The 16,647-nt window shown below is 72.1% G+C and carries 12 protein-coding genes; 3 read left to right on the top strand and 9 right to left on the bottom strand.

Annotated features, from left to right (window positions below):
- Nucleotides 1-9 precede the first annotated feature (9 nt).
- The 6 genes from CS0771_RS38775 to CS0771_RS16650 all read right to left on the bottom strand — a co-directional run bounded on the left by CS0771_RS38775 (nt 10) and on the right by CS0771_RS16650 (nt 8,131).
- The gene (locus CS0771_RS38775) at nt 10-1,335 is read right to left on the bottom strand and encodes an RICIN domain-containing protein (RefSeq protein ID WP_244870836.1); all 1,326 of its coding nucleotides are present in this window, start codon (nt 1,333-1,335) and stop codon (nt 10-12) included.
- A gap of 19 nt (nt 1,336-1,354) precedes the next feature.
- On the bottom strand, nt 1,355-2,629 hold the full coding sequence (locus CS0771_RS16670; protein ID WP_244871368.1) for an RICIN domain-containing protein: 1,275 nt from the start codon (nt 2,627-2,629) through the stop codon (nt 1,355-1,357).
- Nucleotides 2,630-2,773: 144 nt separating this feature from the next.
- Nucleotides 2,774-4,828, bottom strand: coding sequence for a beta-galactosidase (locus tag CS0771_RS16665; protein WP_244870835.1), 2,055 nt, complete (start codon nt 4,826-4,828; stop codon nt 2,774-2,776).
- Between the two features lie 129 nt (nt 4,829-4,957).
- The gene (locus CS0771_RS16660) at nt 4,958-6,298 is read right to left on the bottom strand and encodes a sugar ABC transporter substrate-binding protein (protein WP_212841842.1); all 1,341 of its coding nucleotides are present in this window, start codon (nt 6,296-6,298) and stop codon (nt 4,958-4,960) included.
- 43 nt (nt 6,299-6,341) lie between these two features.
- The gene (locus tag CS0771_RS16655; RefSeq protein WP_212845868.1) at nt 6,342-7,142 is read right to left on the bottom strand and encodes a carbohydrate ABC transporter permease; all 801 of its coding nucleotides are present in this window, start codon (nt 7,140-7,142) and stop codon (nt 6,342-6,344) included.
- A gap of 65 nt (nt 7,143-7,207) precedes the next feature.
- Complete coding sequence (locus CS0771_RS16650) at nt 7,208-8,131, bottom strand: carbohydrate ABC transporter permease (RefSeq protein ID WP_371821415.1); 924 nt, start codon at nt 8,129-8,131, stop codon at nt 7,208-7,210.
- Nucleotides 8,132-8,374: 243 nt separating this feature from the next.
- On the opposite strand from CS0771_RS16650, the gene CS0771_RS16645 reads away from it, so the two are divergent.
- A complete protein-coding gene (locus CS0771_RS16645; RefSeq protein WP_244870834.1) occupies nt 8,375-9,391 on the top strand; it encodes a LacI family DNA-binding transcriptional regulator in 1,017 nt (338 codons plus the stop codon).
- A 180-nt stretch (nt 9,392-9,571) separates the two neighbouring features.
- Nucleotides 9,572-10,444: a hypothetical protein gene (locus CS0771_RS16640; protein ID WP_212841840.1), complete on the top strand. Its 873-nt coding sequence runs from the start codon at nt 9,572-9,574 to the stop codon at nt 10,442-10,444.
- Nucleotides 10,445-10,447: 3 nt separating this feature from the next.
- Here CS0771_RS16640 and CS0771_RS16635 read toward each other — a convergent pair whose 3' ends face one another.
- The gene (locus CS0771_RS16635) at nt 10,448-11,080 is read right to left on the bottom strand and encodes a M23 family metallopeptidase (RefSeq protein ID WP_212841839.1); all 633 of its coding nucleotides are present in this window, start codon (nt 11,078-11,080) and stop codon (nt 10,448-10,450) included.
- Between the two features lie 214 nt (nt 11,081-11,294).
- Between CS0771_RS16635 and CS0771_RS16630 the strand changes: the two genes are divergently transcribed.
- Nucleotides 11,295-14,666: a phosphotransferase gene (locus CS0771_RS16630; RefSeq protein WP_212841838.1), complete on the top strand. Its 3,372-nt coding sequence runs from the start codon at nt 11,295-11,297 to the stop codon at nt 14,664-14,666.
- On the opposite strand, the gene CS0771_RS16625 is transcribed toward CS0771_RS16630, so the two are convergent.
- Both CS0771_RS16625 and CS0771_RS16620 read right to left on the bottom strand, forming a co-directional pair.
- Nucleotides 14,654-15,466: an HAD family hydrolase gene (locus tag CS0771_RS16625; RefSeq protein WP_212841837.1), complete on the bottom strand. Its 813-nt coding sequence runs from the start codon at nt 15,464-15,466 to the stop codon at nt 14,654-14,656. The genes CS0771_RS16630 and CS0771_RS16625 overlap by 13 nt on opposite strands.
- Complete coding sequence (locus CS0771_RS16620) at nt 15,463-16,479, bottom strand: hypothetical protein (protein ID WP_212841836.1); 1,017 nt, start codon at nt 16,477-16,479, stop codon at nt 15,463-15,465. The genes CS0771_RS16625 and CS0771_RS16620 overlap by 4 nt, the downstream gene beginning before the upstream one ends.
- Between the last annotated feature and the right edge of the window lie 168 nt (nt 16,480-16,647).

The raw sequence follows: 16,647 nt of genomic DNA, 5'->3' as shown, positions 1-16,647 counted from the left end.
CGCGTGCGGTCAGGACTGGGTGCGGGTCCAGTGCTGGTTGGTGCCGGAGCCGCAGGTGTACTGCTGGATGTCGGCGCCGTCGGCGGTGGACGAGCCGACCACGTCCAGGCACTTGCCGCTGTGGCGGGCCCGGAGCTGGAAGTAGCTGCCGGTGGCGACCCACTGCCACTGCTGGTTGGTGCCGCTGCCGCAGGTGTACTGGATGATGTTGGCTCCGTCGGCGGTCGAGGCGCTCGCCACGTCGAGGCACTTGCCGCTGACCTGGCTGACCACCCGGTAGTAGCCGCCGCCCGCGTCCTGGAACTGCCACTTCTGGTTGGCGCCGCCGTTCCAGGTCCACTGCTTGATCTCGGCGCTGTTGGCCGTGGACGCGCTGACCACGTCCATCACCTTGCCGCTGTTGCGGTTGGTGATCCGGTAGACCGGGGCCGCCTGGGGCAGCGAGGCGACCGGGAGCACGGTGCCGTGGCGGCACCCCGGGCAGGCCACGCTGCTCAGCCCGGTCCAGGAGTTGAGGTCGGAGCTGGTCGCCGACCAGATCCCGCCGTTGGTGTACTTGTCGATGTAGATGCGCCAGACGCCGTTGGCCTGCTGCACCACCGCCGGTCCCTCGTACCCGGACGTCCACAGCGTGGCCGCGATGGTCCAGCCGCTGCTCAGGCTGGTGCTGGTCCAGTGCTCGATGTACTTGCTGGTCTCGTTCTTGGTGAAGGCGTGGTAGGTGCTGCCGGACTTCACCACGTACGTGTCGATGTGGTTGAAGCCCAGCCCGCCCATCTGCGCCGGACCGCTCCACGAGGTGAGCGCGCTGTTCTGGGCGGTGTAGACGTACGGCCGGAAGCAGTTGGAGCAGGTCGTCTGCGCGATGCTCGCGATGATCCGGACCGTGCCGCCCTCGACGTAGAACTCGGGCGCCCAGGTGAACCTCGTGTCCGCGATGCCGGAGTTCACGCTGGCCACGTGCGTCCAGCTGGTCAGGTTGGTGCTGGAGGCGACGTTGAAGTAGGTCGAGTTGGTCGTCCACGACTGGACCGTGTACGCGATGAAGTACACGCCGTTGAGCTGGATGATGCTCGGGTCGCGCAGCACGCCCGACGGCCCCTGGTAGTTGGTGTCCGCGTAGGTGGTGAAGTTGCTGCCGTCGGTGGACTGGTAGACCCACAGCTCCTGGTCGGCCGCCCCGTCCCCCTTGAACGTCGTGTAGAGGTAGCCGCTCGCGGCCGACGCCGGTGCGGCGACCGCGACGAGGCTTCCCGCGGCCACGAGCAGCACGGCGGCCGTCCGGGCCGCCCACCGCCGGAGCCGGGTGGCCGGTCCTGCTTGACGTGATGTCACGCTTGCCTCCTCAGGCGGGTCAGGCGGTGGTGCGGGACCACTGCTGGTTGGTGCCGCTGCCGCAGGTGTACTGCTGGATGTCGGTGCCGTCGCCGGTGCCGGAACTCACCACGTCGAGGCACTTGCCGCTGTTCACGTTGACCACGCGGTAGTAGCCGCCGCCGGCGTCCTGGAACTGCCACTTCTGGTTGCCGCCGCCGTTCCAGGTCCACTGCTTGATCTCGGCGTTGTTGGCGGTGGACGCGGAGATGACGTCCATGACCTTGCCGCTGTGCCGGGCGGTGACCCGGTAGGCGGGCACCGCGCCGGTGCCGGTCACCGTGCCGGTCGCGGTGTCGATGACCACCTGCGGATACCAGGTCAGGCTCATGCTGGTGCTGGACGGGAAGCCGATGGGCAGCCACACGTACTGCGAGTCGCCGACCGGCCCGCCCCAGGCCCCGGCCCACCGGTCCCCCAGGTACAGGTAGCTGGTGGTGGACGAGCCCTGGATCGGCAGCACGTACGCCGGCTGCGAGTTGAACGTGGTGCCGTCGCCGACGTTGGTCCAGCCGGTCCACGGGCCGGAGATGCTCGACGCGGTGGCGTACTTGGCCTGGTTGGGGTTCCAGCCGGTCGCGCCGGAGGTCAGCAGGAAGTACACGCTGCCGCGTTTGAACATGGCCGGGGCCTCGCGGTGGGCGTCGTTCCAGAAGTTGCCGACCAGGCTCGCGACGTTGAGGAAGTCGGCCGTCAGCCGGTAGATGTGCAGGTCGTAGTTCTCGTCGGCGGCCGAGATCATGTACGCGGTGCCGCCGTCGTTGTACAGCGTGATGTCGCGCGACATGTGCTGGCCCAGCGGCCGGAAGCTGCCGTGGTAGGTGTAGTTGCCGTCCACGGTCGCCGAGGACGCGACGGCGGCGCGGGCCTCGCCGTAGTCGCGGCCGTTCTCCTTGTGCATCCACATCACGTAGCGGCCGGTGGCGCTGTTGTAGATCACCTTGGGGCGCTCGATGTTGGCGACGTTCAGCTCGGCGGCCGAGCTCTGGGTGAGCACGTTGTTGCGGAACTCCCAGTTCCGCAGGTCGGTGGAGCGGTACACCGACACCGCGCGGAAGGTGTTGTCCGCGTTGCGGTTCTCACCGAACCAGTAGTAGTAGCCGCCGACCTGCAGCACCCCGCCGCCGTGCGCGTGCAGCACGTTGCCGCTCGTGTCACGGAACTGGGTGCCGTTGGTGACGGTGACGGGTGCCGCCTGGGCGGGCGACACCGCGAACCCGGCGGCGGCGATGGTGAACAGGACGGCGGCGGCCAGGGCAGGCAGCGGCCGCCGGAGGTGCGGGACGGGGCGGGGGCGGAGGTCCACGCTGATCGACTTCCCTCCGTGGAAGGAGCGGTTTCGGGTGCGTTACACGTTGACCCCCGCCGATTCCGCGCGCCACAGTCCGTTCGGGAAGGCTCAGATTCGTTCAGAGTCGAACGCCTGGCGCAGCACCGCCACTCCCCTGGGCTCCAACGCGACGGCCTCCGCCGCGTCCCGGCTGCCGACCAGCAGCTCGCCGGGCAGGCCCGGCACGGTGACCGGCTGCTCGGTGCGGTTGACCAGGAACAGGTAGCGTGCGTCGGCGCCGCGGCGGACGGCCGCCTCGACGTCGCCCCGCGCGGCCGGGGGCAGCTCCGGCGTGAGCCCGGCGGTGCCCGCGAGTTCGCCCAGCAGGCGCGTCAGGCCCGCCGGGCCGAGGCGGGTCGACACGTATGCCGCCGTGCCCGCGCCGGTGGCGCGCCGGGTGACCGCCGGGTGCCCGGCGTGCTCGCCGGTGGCGTAGCGGGCCAGCACCGTCACGTCCGAGCCGGTGACCTGGACGCGCTCGGTCCACAGGGTGCCGCGCAGGCCGGTGTCCAGCGTCTCGGTCTCGCCGTCGAGCAGCGGCGCGAACTCCTCGACCCGGATGCCGAGCAGGTCGCGCAGCGCGCCGGGGTGGCCGCCGAGCCAGACGTGGTCGTGCTCGTCGACGATGCCGGAGAAGTACGTCGCCACCAGGTGCCCGCCGGACTCGGCGTACGCCGTCAGCTCCTTGGCGGTCTCGGCGGTGACGACGTGCAGGATCGGGGCGACGACGAGCCGGTAGCCGTCCAGCGGGGTGCCCAGCGGCACCACGTCGGCACGGATGCCGAGGTTCAGGAACGCGGTGTACCAGTCCAGGGCCTCCTGGCGGTAGCGCAGGCGGTCCGTGGGGTGCGAGTCGGCCTCGGCGGCCCACCAGGAGTCCCAGTGGAACACGATCGCGGCCGGGGCCTGCTCGCGTTCGGCTCCCGCGACCGGGGCGAGGTCGCGCAGGGTCGCGCCGAGCCGGGCCGCCGCGCGGAACACCTCGCTGTCGGCCCCGGCGTGCGGGACCATCGCCGAGTGGTACTTCTCGGCGCCCGCCGCCGACTGCCGCCACTGGAAGAAGCACACCGCGTCGGCCCCGTGCGCGACGTGCACGAGCGAGTCACGGGCCAGCTCGCCCTGCTTCTTGGCGAGGTTCACCGGCTGCCAGTTGACGGCGCTGGTGGAGTGCTCCATCAGGAACCACGGGCGGCCGCCCGCGATGTTGCCGGTGAGGTTGGCCGAGAACGACAGCTCGTCGAGCGACTGCGGGCCGGGTTCGCGGTAGTGGTCGTTGGACACGAAGTCGACGTCGGCGGCCCAGGCGGCGTAGTCCATCCCCTTGGTGCCGCCCATGACCATGAAGTTCGTGGTGACGGGCACCTCGGGGTTGTATCGCCGCAGGATGTCCGCCTCGGCGCGCAGGTGCTCGCGCAGCGCGGCGGAGGAGAAGCGCTTGAAGTCCAGCTGCTGGGTCGGGTTGGGGTGGGTCGCGGCCAGGCGCGGCGGCAGGACCTGCGCCCAGTCGCTGTACTCCTGCGACCAGAACGCGGTGCCCCAGGCGTGGTTGAGCGCGTCCAGCGTGCCGTAGCGGGCGCGCAGCCAGTCGCGGAAGGCGCGTGCGGCGTCGTCGGAGTAGTCGTACACGTTGTGGCAGCCCAGCTCGTTGGAGACGTGCCAGGCGGCCAGCGCCGGGTGCGCCGCGTAGCGGGCGGCGAGCCGCTCGGTCAGGCGCAGCGCGTGCTCGCGGAAGATCGGCGACGTGGGCCGCCAGTGCTGGCGCCCGCCCGGCCAGACCGTCTCGCCGCGTGCGTTGACGGGCAGGATCTCCGGAAACGCGGTGGTGAGCCACGGCGGCGGGGAGGCGGTGGCGGTGGCCAGGTCGACGGCGACGCCGTGCTCGTGCAGCAGGTCCATGACCTCGTCGAGCCAGCCGAAGCGCCAGGTGTCGGCGGTGGGCTGGAGTTTCGCCCAGGAGAAGATGCCCAGCGACACGATGCTGACACCGGCCTCCCGCATGAGGCGGGCGTCCTCGCGCCAGACCTCGCGGGGCCACTGCTCGGGGTTGTAGTCGGCGCCGTAGGCGATGCCCCCGGCGTTGTTCGCGGGCAGGCGCAGCCAGCGGTGGCGGGCGGGTGGGGTCACGGAGGTGCTCCTTGCGGGTGTCGCGGTGGGCCGGGGTCCGCGCCGCGGGCGGGTGGGTGGGGTGTTCCGCCCGCGGCGCGGGGTGCGGCCGCGGGACGGGTTCGTGACCCGCCCGCGGCACGTGCGGGGTCAGCCGACCGTGAAGCCCTGCTCCTTGCCGTACTTGGCGGAGGCGTCCTGCCAGGACTTGAGGGTGTCGGCGAGCTTCTTGTCCGACACGTACGCCTGACCGACGGTGTCGTTGAAGATGCTGTTGGCGTACACCTGGAAGGGCAGGTAGGACCAGCCGGGCACGACGCCGGCGGCGGACTTGGCGAAGATCTCGTTGGCCTTCTGGCCGCCGAAGTACGGGAACTCCTTGTTGAGGAACGCGTCGGACTTCAGCTCGGCGTTGGTGGCCGGGAACGCGCCGTTGTCGATGCGGATCGTCACGCCCTCACCGGCGGTGGCGTACTTGAGGAACCCGTAGGCCAGCGCGTTGTTGGCGCCCGCCTTCGGGATGGCCAGCGAGCTGCCGCCGTTCTCGGCCGCGGCGTTGCCGCCCGCGGTCCACTGCGGCATCGGCGCGACGCGCCACTTGCCCTTGGCGGCGGGCACGCCCGACTCCAGGTTGGCGGGCATCCACGCGCCGATGACCAGGGTGGCGATGGTGCCGTCGCCCAGGCCCTTGTACCAGCCGTCGCTCCACGAGCCGACCGGCGCGACGAGCTTGCCGTCGAGCAGCTGCTGCCAGGTGGAGGCGAACTTGGTGGAGCCCTCGTCGCCGAGGTTGATCTTCACGTTGGTCCCGTCGACGCTGAACGGCTTGCCCCCGGCCTGCCAGATGAGGCTGGTGGTGAAGCCCGCGTCGCCGGTGTCGTTGGTGATGTACGCCTTCGGGTCGGCCGCGTGCAGCTTCTTCGCGGCGGCGACGTACTCGTCCCAGGTCGTCGGGACGGCGATCTGGTGCTTGTCGAAGACGTCCTTGTTGTAGAACAGCGCCATCGGGCCGGAGTCCATGGGCAGGCCGTACACGCCGCCGCCGGACTTGACCGAGGACCACGGGCCGGGGGTGAACGTGCCGTCCAGCTCGCCGGTGCCGAACGCGGTCAGGTCGGTCAGCGACTTGCCGAGCGCGAACTGCGGCAGCGCGTAGTACTCGATCTGCGCCACGTCGGGCACGCCGGAGCCGGCCGCGATCGCGTTCTGCAGCGCGGTGTACTGGTCGTTGCCGGTGCCGGCGTTGACCAGGTTCACCTTGACCTTGGGGTACTTCGCCTCGAACGCGGTGACGACCTGCTTGAGGGTCGGCTCCCAGGCCCAGACGGTGATGGAGCCGCCCGCGTCGAGCGCGGCCTGGACCTGGTCGGCGGAGACCGGGGTGCCGGTCTCGCCGTCGTCGCCGGAGCCGCAGGCGGCCAGGGCGGCGGTGGTGAACACGGCGGTCACGGCCGCCGCGGCGCGCAGGAACGCGCGTCGGTTGGTGAACATCGTCGTCCTCTCATACAGGGGTGGGGGCGAGAGCGAGTCGGGGTCAGTCCTTGACGCCGCCGGCGGTCAGGCCGGACTGCCAGTAGCGCTGTAGGAACAGGAACGCCGCGAGCAGCGGCAGGATGGTCAGCAGCGAGCCGGTGATGACCAGGTGGAAGATCGGCTCCCCGCCCGCGGTGGCGGCCTGGTCGTTCCAGGCGTTGAGGCCGAGGGTCAGCGGATACCAGTCCGGGTCCTTCAGCATGATCAGCGGCAGGAAGTAGTTGTTCCAGGTCGCGACCATGGTGAACAGGGCGACGGTGACGATGCCCGGGGCGAGCAGCGGCACGCAGACGCGCAGGAAGGTGCGCAGCTCGCCCGCGCCGTCGACGCGGGCGGCCTCCATCAGCTCGCCGGGGATGGCCTGCGCGGCGTAGGTCCACATCAGGTAGAGCCCGAACGGCGAGATGAGCGACGGGATGATCACCGCCCAGGGCGTGTTGGTGAGCCCGAGCTTGGAGAACATCAGGAAGGTCGGCACGGCCAGGGCGGTGCCTGGGACGGCGACCGCCCCGATCACGGTGGCGAACACGGCGCGCTTGCCGGGGAAGTCGAACTTCGCCAGGGCGTACCCGCCGAGGGTGGCCAGGGCGGTGGCGCCGCCCGCGCCGATGACGACGTAGAGCAGCGTGTTGCCCAGCCAGCGCACGAACACCCCGTCGTCGTAGGTGAGCGTGTCGCGGATGTTGGTGAGCAGCGAGAAGTCGCCGGAGAACCACAGCCCGAACGAGTCGAGCAGGCTCGCCTGGGTCTTGGTGCTGTTGACGAACAGCCACACCAGCGGCACCAGGCTGTAGATCAGCATGAGCGCGGTGAGGGCGGTCAGCAGGGGGCTGCGCCGGGCGCGGTCCCGGCGGACGGGGGTGGTCGTCACGACTGGCGCTCCTTCCGGTTGGCGCGCAGCTGGACGGCGTAGGCGACGATCACGGTGAGCACGCCCATGACGATCGCGACGGTCGCCGAGTAGTCGTACTGCTGGCCGGAGAAGGACAGCGAGTAGGCGTACATGTTGGGCGTGTAGTAGGTGGTGATGACGTTCGGCGCCAGGCTCTGCAGGATGTTGGGCTCGTTGAACAGCTGGAAGCTGCCGATGATGGAGAAGATCGTGGCGATGAGCAGGGCGCCGCGGATCGCGGGCAGCTTGATCGAGCGGATCACGTGCAGCTGCCCGGCCCCGTCGATCTCGGCGGCCTCGTACAGCGAGCGCGGGACGGTCTGCAGCGCGCTGTAGAAGATCAGCATGTTGTACCCGACGAACTCCCAGGTCACGATGTTGCCGATGGAGGCGAGCATCAGGTCCGGGGAGAGCGGGTCGGGCAGCGACAGCCCGAACGCCTCGTTGAGGTTGCCGACCAGGCCGAACCGGTTGCCGTACATGAAGCCCCACATGAGCGTGGCGACCACGGCCGGCACGGCGTACGGCATGAACACGGTGACCCGGAAGAACGCCCTGCCGTAGAGGCGGCCGCTGTCGATGGCGAGCGCGACCAGCAGCGCCAGGAACAGCATCACCGGCACCTGGACCGCGAGGAACAGGCTGACCCGGCCGGTGGCCTCCCAGAACTTCGGGTCGGTGAACACCTGCCGGTAGTTCTCCAGGCCGACGAAGCTGGTGCCGCCGATCAGCCGGGTGCGGAACAGGCTCAGCCAGATCGCGTACGCGATGGGGGCGAGGAACACGAAGGCGAACACGGCCATGAACGGGCCGACGAACGCCCAGCCGGTCCAGGACCTGCCGCGGCGTGCCCGCACGGGCCTGCCACGGCCGATCGTCGGAGGGGCGAGAGCCGTCACGTCTACTCCTTCCGACATCGCGTCGTTGCTGGTCCGGGCGATGTTTACGCAAACATAGCGCGCCTGCCGAAGCGCCCTGCGTGGCACAACGCAGGGCGATAGGACAATTACGGAGCGGGATGTTTACGTAAACATCGCCGAGTGATAGTGTCACCGGCGCCGACAGGCGTCAAGCGCCGGTTTCGGATTCGTTACCCACGGCCGCCCCGACCGCGGCCCCGGACACCCCGGAAGGAGCGCGTCATGAGCCGGCCGAAGCCTCGCGTGTCGATGGCCGACGTGGCCCGGCTCGCCGGTGTCTCCTCGCAGACCGTCTCCCGCGTGTCCACCGGTCACCCCGGCGTCGTCGGCAGCACCCGCCAGCAGGTCCTCGCCGCGATGAAGGAACTCGGCTACCGCCCCAACAGCGCCGCCCGCGCGCTCAAGAGCGGCCAGTTCCGCACCATCGGCGTCATCCTGTTCAGCTTCTCCAGCACCGGCAACAGCCGCACCCTGGAGGCGATCGCCACCCACGCCGCGCAGGAGGGGTACGCCATCACCCTGATCCCGGTCGCCGTGCCGACCCAGGACAGCGTGGTCGGCGCGTTCACCCGCCTCGGCGAGCTGGCCGTGGACGGCGTCATCGTGATCATGGAAGTGCACCTGCTCGACTCGGCCACCGTCACCCTGCCCCCGCACGTGCAGGTCGTGGTCGTCGACTCCGACGCGGGCGACCGCTACGCCGTCGTCGACACCGACCAGGCCGACGGCGCCCGCCAGGCCGTCGGCCACCTGCTCGGCCTCGGCCACCGCACCGTCTGGCACGTGGCCGGGCCCGCCGAGTCCTTCGCCGCCGAACGCCGCGCCCAGGCCTGGCGCGACACCCTGGCCGAGGCGGGCCGCGAGGTGCCTGAGCCGCTGCGCGGCGACTGGTCGGCCGAATCCGGCTACCAGGCCGGGCTGGTGCTCGCCGACCGTCCCGACTGCACCGCCGTCTTCGCGGCCAACGACCAGATGGCGCTGGGCGTGCTGCGCGCCCTGCACGAACGCGGCCGCGCGGTGCCCGGCGAGGTCAGCGTCGTCGGCTTCGACGACATCGCCGACGCGACCTCGTTCATCCCGCCGCTGACCACGGTGCACCAGGACTTCGCCGAGGTCGGCCGCCGCTGCGTACAGGGCATCCTGCACCAGCTCGACAGCGGCGAGTCCGCCCCCGGCACCACCCTCGTGCCCACCCGCCTCGTCACCCGCGCCAGCACCGCCCCTCCCCCATCGCGCTGAGCCGCGTCGCGGGTCTCCACCGATAAGCCGATACGCCGTCAGCCGACCGCCCGGAGATCGTCGGCGGGCCCGCGGGGACCCACCTTCACTGCTAGCGTGACGGCCCGAGTTCGCCGGTGCGCGCTCGACCGTACGCGGCGGCGACCGGTCCCGCCGTGTCAACCCACGGGGAGGACCACCTTGGCACAGCTCGTCCCGGACTACACCGTGCCCGCGCCGAACGCCCGGCCGCGGGTGGTCACCGCCGCCGCCTGGCTGCTTGCGGCGGTGAGCGCCGCCTACCTGCTCGACGTGGTCATGCTCGTCGCCGGCATCGGCGGCTACCCGGACCGCGTCTCCGAGGCCATGCGCGAATCCGGAGTCGACTCCCGGTTCAGCAGCGGGGCGGAGGCTTTCGCGCTCGGCATCGCCTCGGTCACCATCGCCATCACGGCCGTCGCCGCGCTGGCGATCGGAGCGCTCGCCGCCGCCGTACGCGCGCGCAGCCAGGTCGGGCGCGTGCTCACCTGGGTCGCCGGTGGCCTGGCCCTGATGTGCGGGCTGTGCGCCGGGGGCGCATCGGGAACGCCCGCGTTCAGCGGCATCGGCTACGTGAACGCGTGGAGCAACGACGGCTCGGGGCTGCACCAGTTCTCCCAGCGCCTGCCCGACGGTTACCCGCCCTACTACCGGATCGCCGCCACCGCGCTCGGCGTGCTGAGCATGCTCGCGCTGATCACCGCCACGATCCTGCTGGCCAGGCCTGCCGCGAACGCCTGGTTCCGCAAACCGGCGCCCGCCGTCCCCGGCCCCTACCCGGGCTACCCCGCTCCCCACCCGGGCCACCCCGTTCCGGGCTACTTGGCTCCGCCGGCCGCCGCCGCGCCCTCCCCGCACGCCGAACCGGACCCGGCCGCCGTCACGCCGGAGCCGCCCACCATCGAGGAGATCGAGGCGGCCCTGGCGGACCTGGACTCGCGGCGTACGCGTGGCGAGCTGACCGACAGCGAATACATGATCCAGGTCGCCCACCTGCGCGAACAGCTCCGCCGACTGGACGCGGCCGACGAGTGACCGCTACCGGCCGACGCAGTTGTTGCTGGTACGGATGACCGAGTATTCGCGGTCGTCGTCGGTGATGCCGGAGGCCTTCCCGTCGAAGAAGGCCTCCACCTTCTGGAAGCCGCGGCGCTGCTCGTAGTGCAGGTGGGGGGCACCGGAGTCGCCGGTGCTGCCCACCTTGCCGAGCTGCTGGCCGGTCTTGACCTCCTGGCCCACGTCGACCATCGGCGGCTCCAGCAGGTGCATGTACGCCGTCTCCCAGCGACCGCCGTGGTCGATCTTCACCCAGTACCCGCCGCCGCTGCCGCGCGGCCCGTCCGGCTTCTCCGGGGTGCGCCCGCCCAGCTCGCCGTTGATCCCGGCGGCGGTGACCGTTCCCTCGTAGGAGGCGTACACCGGACGCCCCCACGCGGTCTTTCCCTCCATCGGGAACAGGTCGACGTCGTAGGTGCCGTGCCCCGGATACGTGCCCAGCTGCCACCTCTCGCCGCAGGCGACCGGAAGCTGGAACGGCGGGCGCGGCCCGGCCGGCCAGAACCACATCACCACGGCCGTGCCCGCGAGCACGGCGAACACCACGCCGAGCCCGAGCAGGATCCGGACGCGGCGGGTCCGGCGGCGGCCCCTGGTGGCGTGGTAGACGGTCATCGCCCCAGATGATGGCAGACCTCGGCAAGCCCTGGCCGGCGCCCGTCACGTCGACCGCCACCGCCACCCGTCACCCGATGGGTGCCGAACCTCGGACACGGCTCCGCGCGGCACGGGTCACGTGACCGTCCGGGATAGACTGTCAGCGCACAGTGATCGTCCTGTTCACCCCACGTGAGCACACCAGCCGTTCGAGCCCCGAGGCGGAGCCTGCATGACGGTCACAGCGCGGTACCAGCCCGGCGCGGTACGCATCCCGTTCGTCAACCGCGAGGACCTGCTCGCCGCCTTCGACGCGGAGATCGGCGCCATGGGCGCGGCGCCCCGGCTGCTGGAGCTGACCGGCGTCGGCGGGATCGGCAAGTCCCGCCTGCTGCACGAGCTGGTCAGGCGCGCCCCGAAGGACCTCCCGCAGGCCACGCTCAACCTCCAGGAGCCGTCCCAGCGTCCGGCACCGGCGGGCCTGGGCTCGCTGCGGGCGCAGTTCGGCCGCGCCGGGGTGCGGTTCGACCGCTTCGACCTCGCCTACGGGGTGTGGTGGCAGCGCCTCAACCCGCACGTGGCGCTGTCCGCCGACCAGCTGAGCTGGGCGGCCGAGAGCGACCTGATGACGAGCGTGCTCAACGAGGCCTCCGGGGTGCCGGTGTTCGGCGTCGCGGTCAAGGTGCTCGAGATCGCGGCCCGCAGGTTCAAACGCTGGAACCTCATCCGCCACGACGCGACGCTGCTCGAACTGAACGAGCTGACCGTCGACCAGCTCGGCGACGCCGTCGTCTACCTGTTCGCGCAGGACCTGGAGAAGCACGGCCGCTACCTGCTGTGCGTCGACGCGTACGAGGCGCTGGTCGGCGGCGTGGCCCGCGCGGGCACCGCCGCGCTGGCCGACGTGTGGCTACGCGACCTGCTCGGCCAGCTCGACCGCGGGCTCGTGGCGGTGGCCTCCCGGGAGCCGCTGGGCTGGGTCCGCCACGATCCCGGCTGGGCCGAACGGATCCACCCGCTGCCCGTCGCCGCGTTGCCCCACGAGGCGCGCCACGAGCTCGCCGCCGCGCTCGGCGTGGCTGACCAGCGCACCCGCGAGGCCATCGCCCGCGACTGCGAAGGGCTGCCGTTCTACATCCACCTGGCGCACGAGTCCGGCCCGGCGGCCGGCCGCTACGCCCACATCGAGGAGCGCTTCCTCCATCACGTCGAGCCGGACATGGTGCGGATCTTCGAGCTGCTCAGCGTCGCGCGCGTGTTCGACCGGGAGATCTTCCGGCGCGTCGCCCGCCACTACGAGGTGCGTGCGGACACGCAGATGTGGGAGCGGCTGATCTCGTACTCGTTCATCGCCACGGCCGGCCGGGACAGCCTGCAGCTGCACCAGCTGATGGCGCGGTCGATCCAGTCGCGGCTGAGCCCGGGCGTGCTGCGCGAGCTGCACGAGCTGCTCGGCGACCTGTGGCGGCAGCGAGGGCTGGCCACGCGTTCGGCCGACGCGTGGCGGGAGGCGGCACGGCATGCCGCGTACGCGAACCCGGGCGACCTCGCCGCGCTGCTGCCGTTCGCCGACCGCCTGGCGGCCACGGGCAAGCCGGGGCTGGACGCCATGCGCACCGACCTGGAGGAGCTGACCGGCGGCGCCCCGGACGGGGACCGCGGGCGGCTGGTGCGGCTGCTGCACGCCGAAGCCGCGCTGCTGGTCGGCGATGCCGAGACCGCGCACGCGGGGCTGCGCTCGCTGGGCGAGCAGCTGCCGGAGTCCGCCGACGACGTGGACGCGCGGCTGGCGCTGGCCGCGGCCAACGCGCTGCGCATCCGCGGCGAGACCGCGGGAGCGTTGCGGCGGTACGCCCGGATCTGGCCTGACTACAGTGGACCGGTGAGACTCGATGCCGGGCTCTGGCACGCCGATCTGGACATGGCCCAGGGCAGGTTCGTCGACGCCATCGCCACGGCCGAGGCCGTCGCGGCCGCCTCGTCGGCGGACCGGGTCGCGCTGCTGGGCGACTTGGCGCGGCTGCGTGCGCTGGCCTACCGCTTCGCGTTCGAGCCCGAGCTGGCCCATCCCGAGCTGCGCCAGGCCCGCGAGTTCTACGAGGCGGCGGGGCACGAGGTCGGGCTGGCCAACATCATGACCAACGAGGCCGAGGTGCTGGCGCTGGCCGATCCCGGCCGTGCGGTCACCGCCGCCGAGGCCACCGCGGAGGCACAGCGCAGGATCGGCGCCGACCACGAGGTGGGCAAGTCCCTGTCCGCGCTGGCACTGGGCCTGCTCGGGCTCGGCGAGCTGGAGCGGGCCGGCGAGGCGCTCGACGAGGCCGTCGTGGTGCTGGAACGGTGCGGCTATCGGTCCGGGCGGGCGCGCGCCGAGCTGGTCAGGGCGCTGTGCCACGCCCGCGCGCGGCGGCGCGACGAGGCGGTCACCAGCACCGTGTGGGCCGTGTCCGAGCTGGAGGCGGTGCAGGTCTACCCGACGCTCATCATGGTCGCCGGGGCGCTGCTCGACCGGATCGGCGCCCCGGACCCGGCGGTGACGGCGGCGGTCGGCCGTGCCGTCGCCGCGCTCCAGCCGCTCAACGGCCTGCCGCGCCTGACCGCCTCGGTCCGCGACCTGGTGGCACGGCTGGTGGCCGACGACTGGGACGAGGTGTACGCCCAGGCGCAGGCGCAGGTCGAGGGCAGCTCCGGCTTCTACAACCACAACGTGCGCGTCGGCGACCGGCTGGTGCGGGTGCCGATCGCCGGAGCCGACCGCATGGACCTGCACATCTGGCCCGAGGAGGCGGTCCTGGCAGCGGCCGGGCGGCGGCTGGGCAACGTCCCGGCGCTGTACACCGTCAGCCGGGAGCCGGCGTACCAGATCCACGAGTGGGTCGACGGGCCCACGCTCAACGACGTCGCGCCCCGGGGCGTGCCCGTCCCGCCGGGCGTGCTCGACCAGCTCGCGGCGTTCTTCGCCGACCTGGGCACGGTGCCCCTGGACACGTTGCCGCCCGTGCCCGGCGGCTGGCCGCACGACGGCGACTCGGCCGCGTTCGCCGGACGGCTGCTCGACACGACGAAGGGCGTGCACGCGAGCTTCGCGCCGGGCTTCGGCCCGTTGTGGGAGCGGCTGGGCATCCCCGCCGACCCGTTCGCCGCGCTGACGCTGCACCGGCTCGCGCCGCGGCCGTTCCGGCTGGTCCATGCCGACGTACACCGCAAGAACGTGCTGCTGCGCGACGGTGCGGTGGTGATCCTCGACTGGGAGCTGGCGCTGGCCGGCGACCCGGTCTACGAGCTGGCCGTGCACCTGCACAAGATGGGTTACCTGCCCGAGGAGGACAGCGCGCTGCGGGTCGCGTGGGCACGGGCGTGCGCGGCCGACCAGTGGTCTGGCTGGGAGACCGACGTCGCCCGCTACCTGGCGCACGAGCGGGTCAAGTCGGTGATCGTGGACTCGGTACGGTACGCCAAGCTGGTCGTGGCCGAACCCGGCGAGCTGGACCAGTGCACGGAGACCTTCACCGACAAGCTCTCACTGGCCAGGCAGGTCTGGGGCGACGACCGTCCGGTGGACCCGGCCGAGGTGCGGTCCCTGCTCAGCGGCTATCTCGGCTGACCGGTCCCGGGCCGGAACCACCGTTCAAGCACGAGTGCCACCCCGTCGTCGGTGTTGGCCGCGGTCACCTCTGCGGCCACCGCGATCACGTCGGGGTGGGCGTTGGCGACGGCCACGCCGTGCTCGGCCCACCTCAGCATGGGGATGTCGTTGGGCATGTCCCCGAACGCGACCGCCCCGGCGGCGACCCCGAGCCGGCCGGCCAGCCACGCCAGGCCCGTGCCCTTGTCGACGCCCCGGGCGCTGACCTCGATCAGCCCACCGGCCTGCGAGTACGTCACGCTCACCGTGTCCCCGAGCAGTGTCGTCACGGCGGCGGCCAGCGCGGGGCTGCTCATGCCGGGGTGGCTCACCGCCAGCTTCACGCCGGGCCTGCCCAGCATCTCCGGCCGGTCGGCGGCCTCGCTCTTGACCGCCGGCCGGGCCGCCCGGAACGCCGCCTCCGCCCGCAGGGCCGGCCTGCCGTCCATGCTCTCCACCGCGTACGAGCATCCCGGCAGCTCAGCGTCGCAAGCGGCCACCACGCGGCGCAGCTCGTGCGGGGCCAGCGCGACGACTCGCACCGGGCGGCCGGACCGCATGTCGTAGACGACCGCGCCGTTGGAGCAGACGGCCGGTCCAGCGACGCCCGCCCGCCCCGCGATCTTCCCCAGCGTCCGCGCCGGACGGCCGCTGACCAGCACGAACGGCACGCCTGCGGCGACCACCCGGGCGACGGCGGCGAAGGTGCGCGCGCTGACCAGGTTGGCGTGGTCCAGCAGCGTGCCGTCGGCGTCGGTCGCCACCAGCCGGGGCGTCATCCGGCGGCCCGCGTCAGCATCCGGCCCTGCCCGGCCTGCCACAGCGCGCGCCCCGTCCGGCTGAGCAGGCACCGCGCCCCGGGCACGTCGTGCTCCACGAACTGGCTCGCGACCAGCGTCGCCACCCAGCTGTACGGGTCGAGGCCCGCGTCGTGCAGATCCGCGCACCAGCGCGGCCACTCCAGCGGACGCCCGCGCTGCGCGGACCGGAGCGCGTCAGCCGCGCGGGCCGCCGCCGCACCCGCGCCTTCTCCGCCACGGCCCGCCTCGGTGAGGTCGGCGAGCAGCGTGCGCAGCGCCGCGCCCACAGACAGCTCCTGGGCGGGGAACTCGGCGTAGAGCCCGCTGATCTCCGGCTCGGGGTCGGCGCGCACCCCGGCGGCCACCCGCTCGGCGAGCCGTGCGTAGACGCCGCGCAGAGCCTCCCGGTCGAAGATGACGCCCAGCTCTCGTACCACGTCCATCGGCTCGTCCGGGCAGTGCAGGACGACGAGGATGCGGTTCGGAGCGCCCAGCCGGGAACGCAGGTGCTCCGGGCCGCGGAGGGCCGGCGACGCCGATCCCTTGTGGCGGCTGAGCCGCGAGCTGGCCGGGATGCGCAACGGCAGCTCGGTGTCCAGCAGGACCAGGCAGAGCGCGTCGGCGCGGTAGTGGACCCGCTCCCCCACCGCGAGCCGGTCCAGCGACGCCACGTTCCACTGGTAGCGCCACAGCTCGCGGATCATCAACCGGTCGTAGCGGAAGCGGTGCGCGTACACCGGCTCGAACTGCAGCTGTGCCAGCGCCTCGACGCAGTCGCGTGCCTTGCGGCCCAGGATCCCCTCGGGCCGGATGGTGGCCAGGGCGATCCGCTGCATCAGCCAGCCCGCGTCCGCGCCCAGCACGTCGACCGCGAGCTGCCAACTCTCCCGGAAATGGGTGTCGGCCAGAAAGTAGTCGAACTTCTCCCGCTGTGCCGTCAACGTCCGCCAGCCCTCGTCCACGTGCAGGCGGTGCATGTACGCATCGAGCATCTGGGCTCCACATCCGCGTGAACGCAGACCGACCCACCGATGGTCTGCCGGTGCACACAGTGTGCCCGGCGGCCTCAACCGCCCCGCCCGGCGCGAGCAGGTAGGGGTAGCACTACCCCGGATCCGCCCCCTGGACGGCTGGGACCGGACTCCCCCGCTGACTAGCGT

This window comes from Catellatospora sp. IY07-71, assembly GCF_018326265.1.
Taxonomy (GTDB): domain Bacteria; phylum Actinomycetota; class Actinomycetes; order Mycobacteriales; family Micromonosporaceae; genus Catellatospora.
The sequence above is the reverse complement of the archived record's forward strand: the minus strand, read 5'-3'. Positions and strand labels throughout refer to the sequence as shown.

Bases quoted from the DNA above. Each gene is read 5' to 3' on its own strand.
- CS0771_RS16660 (WP_212841842.1), bottom strand. From the start codon at position 6,298: ATGTTCACCAACCGACGCGCGTTCCTGCGCGCCGCGGCGGCCGTGACC.
- CS0771_RS16655 (WP_212845868.1), bottom strand. From the start codon at position 7,142: ATGCTGATCTACAGCCTGGTGCCGCTGGTGTGGCTGTTCGTCAACAGC.
- CS0771_RS16645 (WP_244870834.1), top strand. From the start codon at position 8,375: ATGAGCCGGCCGAAGCCTCGCGTGTCGATGGCCGACGTGGCCCGGCTC.
- CS0771_RS16635 (WP_212841839.1), bottom strand. From the start codon at position 11,080: ATGACCGTCTACCACGCCACCAGGGGCCGCCGCCGGACCCGCCGCGTC.
- CS0771_RS16630 (WP_212841838.1), top strand. From the start codon at position 11,295: ATGACGGTCACAGCGCGGTACCAGCCCGGCGCGGTACGCATCCCGTTC.
- CS0771_RS16625 (WP_212841837.1), bottom strand. From the start codon at position 15,466: ATGACGCCCCGGCTGGTGGCGACCGACGCCGACGGCACGCTGCTGGAC.
- CS0771_RS16620 (WP_212841836.1), bottom strand. From the start codon at position 16,479: ATGCTCGATGCGTACATGCACCGCCTGCACGTGGACGAGGGCTGGCGG.